This window comes from Chitinophaga sp. (genome assembly GCF_036569125.1).
In the GTDB taxonomy this organism is placed as follows: domain Bacteria; phylum Bacteroidota; class Bacteroidia; order Chitinophagales; family Chitinophagaceae; genus Chitinophaga.
In genome coordinates this window covers 1-3,861 of the sequence record NZ_DATCRF010000585.1, presented here as the reverse complement: position 1 = coordinate 3,861, position 3,861 = coordinate 1, and the positions used below count along the sequence as shown (strand labels likewise).

Annotated in this window: 4 protein-coding genes; 3 read left to right on the top strand and 1 reads right to left on the bottom strand. The window is 44.2% G+C overall.

Going from position 1 to position 3,861, the window contains the following annotated elements:
* Positions 1-103: 103 nt before the first annotated feature.
* A complete protein-coding gene (locus VIM87_RS21910; protein WP_331999074.1) occupies positions 104-1,084 on the bottom strand; it encodes a GlxA family transcriptional regulator in 981 nt (326 codons plus the stop codon).
* A 47-nt stretch (positions 1,085-1,131) separates the two neighbouring features.
* On the opposite strand from VIM87_RS21910, the gene VIM87_RS21905 reads away from it, so the two are divergent.
* From VIM87_RS21905 to VIM87_RS21895, 3 genes are all read left to right on the top strand, one after another.
* Complete coding sequence (locus VIM87_RS21905) at positions 1,132-1,989, top strand: helix-turn-helix transcriptional regulator (protein ID WP_331999073.1); 858 nt, start codon at positions 1,132-1,134, stop codon at positions 1,987-1,989.
* A 79-nt stretch (positions 1,990-2,068) separates the two neighbouring features.
* Complete coding sequence (locus VIM87_RS21900) at positions 2,069-3,199, top strand: FAD-dependent monooxygenase (protein ID WP_331999072.1); 1,131 nt, start codon at positions 2,069-2,071, stop codon at positions 3,197-3,199.
* 58 nt (positions 3,200-3,257) lie between these two features.
* Positions 3,258-3,861, top strand: a 604-nt coding sequence (locus VIM87_RS21895; RefSeq protein ID WP_331999071.1) for a hypothetical protein, incomplete at its 3' end; no start/stop codon positions are given.

Genomic DNA, 3,861 nt, shown 5'->3' with positions numbered 1-3,861 from the left:
GCGAAATATTGATAACCGCCTTGAAGTGCGGCATACATGTTAAAGGCCTGACAAGTTCTTTAAACCTGTCAGGCCTTTGCTTGTATAAAACATCCAAAAAAACTTACACCATCACTTCCCGGTTAAACCGGTTCCGGTAATCTAACGGCGACATCCCCGTAATGCGCTTAAACACATCCCGGAACGATTTAGTATCGTTATAACCAATACCGTACATCACTTCATTAATGGTTTTCATACCGCGTTCCAGCAACTTTTTGGCTGCTTCCACCTTTACCATTTGCACATACTCCACTACAGAGCTGGTAGTGGCCTGCTTAAAACGGCGCTCAAAATTGCGGCGCCCCAGGGCTACCATACCCGCCAGCTGATCTACCGTAATACGCTGATCATAATTTTCCTCAATAAACTCCTGCACCTTTAAAATATTATCATCCTGGTGGGATTTGTACCCTTCAAAAATAATGAAGTGCGATTGTTTTTTCCGGTCCACATCAATGGCAAATACTTTGGAGATCCAGACCATTACATCACGGCTGGTATATTTTTCAATGATGTATAAAATAAGGTTCAGGTAAGAATAGGCGGCGCCACTGGTGTAGATGCCCTTTTCGTGTGTCATGATCTCGTCTTTCACTAATTGCACTTCGGGGAAAAGATCGCGGAACTCGTCGGCATGGATCCAGTGTGTAGTGCTTTTTTTACCGTTCAGCAAACCGGTGGCTGCCAGCAAAAAAGTGCCGGTACAAAGGCTCATGATCTCGGCCCCTTTCTGGTATTGTGAAACGATCCAGGGCAGCAGGTCTTTATTGAGCTCCAGCCCTTTGGCCACATCGGTATGCAGGGCCGGTATAATGATGAGGTTTGTGGTAAAATCTTCTGAGATCAAACGGCCGGTATGCACGCTGAAGAAATTCTCTTTCATAACATTATCGATCCGTTTGCCTACCAGCTGTAAATGAAAGGCTGGCGGCTTGCCTTGTCTTTCCAGAAGCTTATTTACTTCTGTGAACATGTGGTGAATACCTTCCACATTACTGAGACTGATGTCTCCTTCGGGGATTAAAACAGACACGTGTTTCATATTACAAAGATAATCATCACTATCTTTGGTGCAATAGCACCATATTAATGAGCAAAAAAACAAACTCCATTCCTGTAAACCATTTTGATGGCGAGCTTAACGCAGGTATTTTTATTGAGAAAATATCTTTTAAGGACTTACCCGGCTTTGAGGAATTGGAGCAACCGGAGCGGCACGACCGTCATTCATTCTTCCTGCTTGAAAACGGAACCATTACGCTGGAAATTGATTTCAAAAAGTATAAAATAAAATCGCCCTCTGTCATCTACATGCATCCCAACCAGGTGCATCGTATCTTAGCTTTTGAAAACGTAGTGGTCAGCAGTTTGGGGATCAATAATGACAATCTTAATCCTGCCTATTTAAAATTACTGGAAGAAATTACACCTGCAAAACCTTTGCTGCTTAAGAAGGGAACGTTTTTCCTGATCTCTGAGCTGGTATCCCTTTGCATCAAATTTTCAAAAAGAAGCCCTGACAAGCTCTATCATTCTTTGCTAAAGGATAGCAGCAACGCATGGGTGGCATTGGTGATCTCACTCTACTTAGAACAATCCAGGTCAACAGACCATCTTTCCCGATTTGCCATTGTTACCAAAGCCTTTAAGGAAATGCTGGAACATAATTATGCTGCTGTCAAACGCCCGGCAGCGTATGCCCAAAAACTAAATATATCTACCCCTTACCTGAACGAATGTGTCAGAAAAACAACCGGGTACTCCGTTACCTATCATATACAGCAACGCACTATATTAGAAGCAAAGCGCCTGCTTTACCACTCCAACAAATCGGTAAAAGAAATTGCATTTGAGCTGGGTTATGATAATTACCCTTATTTCTCCCGGCTGTTCACCAATATTTCGGGCATGACCCCATTGACCTTCCGGAATAAAAACCTCGATTAGTATAATACCTACCCTGTATTGTTATTGTTCACATTGATTGTACGATGTTCCTTTGCATCAATAAAATATCGTATAAAAAATGGAACCTTTAAAAGAAAAAAGAGTACTCGTTTCCGGCGCAAGCTTTGCGGGCCTTTCAACCGCTTACTGGATGAATAAGCTAGGTTATAAAGTAACGGTTGTTGAAATTGCAAATGGGCTTAACATGGGCGGAACGCCCGTGAATATAGAGGGAAATACCATAAACGTCGTTAAGCGTATGGGGCTTTTTGAGCAGATCAGATCAAAGAGGCTGGCTATGGAAATGCTGGAATTTAAAAATGCGGATGATGTTACGGAAGGAGCAATGATATTAAGGAAAGAAGGTGAGGAACTGCCGGGCGATGAATGTGAAATTGAGCGGAACACCTTGCTCAATATGCTCTTTGATACTGTTAAAAATGATGTTGAATTTATTTTCAGCAACAACATCACCGCTTTAAATGAAACAAAAAACAATATTGAAGTTACCTTTAAAGATGGCTCACAACAAGCTTTTGACCTGGTGTTTGGCTGTGATGGCATTCATTCGGCGGTAAGGAAGATCTGGTTTGGCCACGAAGCTGCATACTCGCATTTTCTCGGGCAATATTTTTCCATTACCATCGTAAACAAATTGCTGATAAAGGAAAACACCACACAGTTCTATAATGTACCTGACAAAGCCGTAATGCTGAATGCCTACAACAATAAGACCGATATAATTTTTTGCTTCCGTTCAGGGAAAGAGATCCCTTACGATTACCGGGATGAAGCGCAACAAAGAAAAATTATCCTGGAACAATTTACCGGGCAAAGCTGGCGAACCCACGAATTACTGGAAGAAGTAAAAAGTTCGAAAACATTTTATTTCGATAAGCTTTGCCAGATAAAAATGCCTTCATGGACCAAAGGCAGGGTAGCATTGGTGGGCGATGCCGGCTATTGTGCTTCGCCGGCTGCGGGAAAAGGTGGATCGCTGGCAATAGATGGAGCTGCCGCGTTAGCGGATGCTTTTCAAAAACACCATGGAAATTTTGAGTTGGCGTTCCAGGATTACAATAAAAGCTTTCGTCCCTTTATTGAGGAAGTGCAGGCGAAAGTTGTAAAAGTGGGATTAGAGATACTTGTTCCGGGAACAGAAGAAGCTATCCGCAAAAGGAATAAAGAAGGCTTTGGCGCTGACTTTTAATATATACATTTTAGTGAGCAGAGTGGTGATGTAGAATATTGTTACTTTTGATGCCTGGATGCAAAAGCTTTTTTTACCCGCACAATTGGAGAACATACTTCGCCGCGCAGGCAGGCTGGCGCCGGATACCCGCATCCTGTCCGTAAGGCCGGAAACCCTGGAAGGCGGCGGCTTGGTAGGGAACGTACAAAGCTTGCATGTTAGCTATGCGCATACACCCGGGCCAGGTACCTTCATTCTTAAGCTCCCCTCCCATCAATTAACGGAAAGCGCTGCATTCAGCCAAACAGAGGCCTGCTTTTACCAGCAGGCAGACCGCTGGTTTCCCGGTATTCATGTTCCTATCTATTATGCGGGCGATGAAAATTACCTGCTGCTGGAAGAGCTGCACAATGGACATTTTGTAAAACAGCTGGCAGGTTGTAATGCGGCACAGGCGCAGCTGGCCATCCGGCAAATAGCGCAGCTGCATGCGCAATGGTGGGATCGTAACCTGCCTGCTGACCTGCATTGGGTACAGCCGCTTAACACAGTGCCTGCCGGTATTTTTTGCACCCAACGCCTGCAGGCATATAGCGGTGAATGGCCGGCACTGCTGCAAGCTTATCTACCCAATATCACCAAACAGCTTAGCAAGCTGCAATCCCTGCTGCTGGCAGCGC

Excerpts from the sequence above, each read along its gene's own strand:
- VIM87_RS21910 (WP_331999074.1), bottom strand. The coding sequence starts at position 1,084 with ATGAAACACGTGTCTGTTTTAATCCCCGAAGGAGACATCAGTCTCAGT.
- VIM87_RS21905 (WP_331999073.1), top strand. The coding sequence starts at position 1,132 with ATGAGCAAAAAAACAAACTCCATTCCTGTAAACCATTTTGATGGCGAG.
- VIM87_RS21900 (WP_331999072.1), top strand. The coding sequence starts at position 2,069 with ATGGAACCTTTAAAAGAAAAAAGAGTACTCGTTTCCGGCGCAAGCTTT.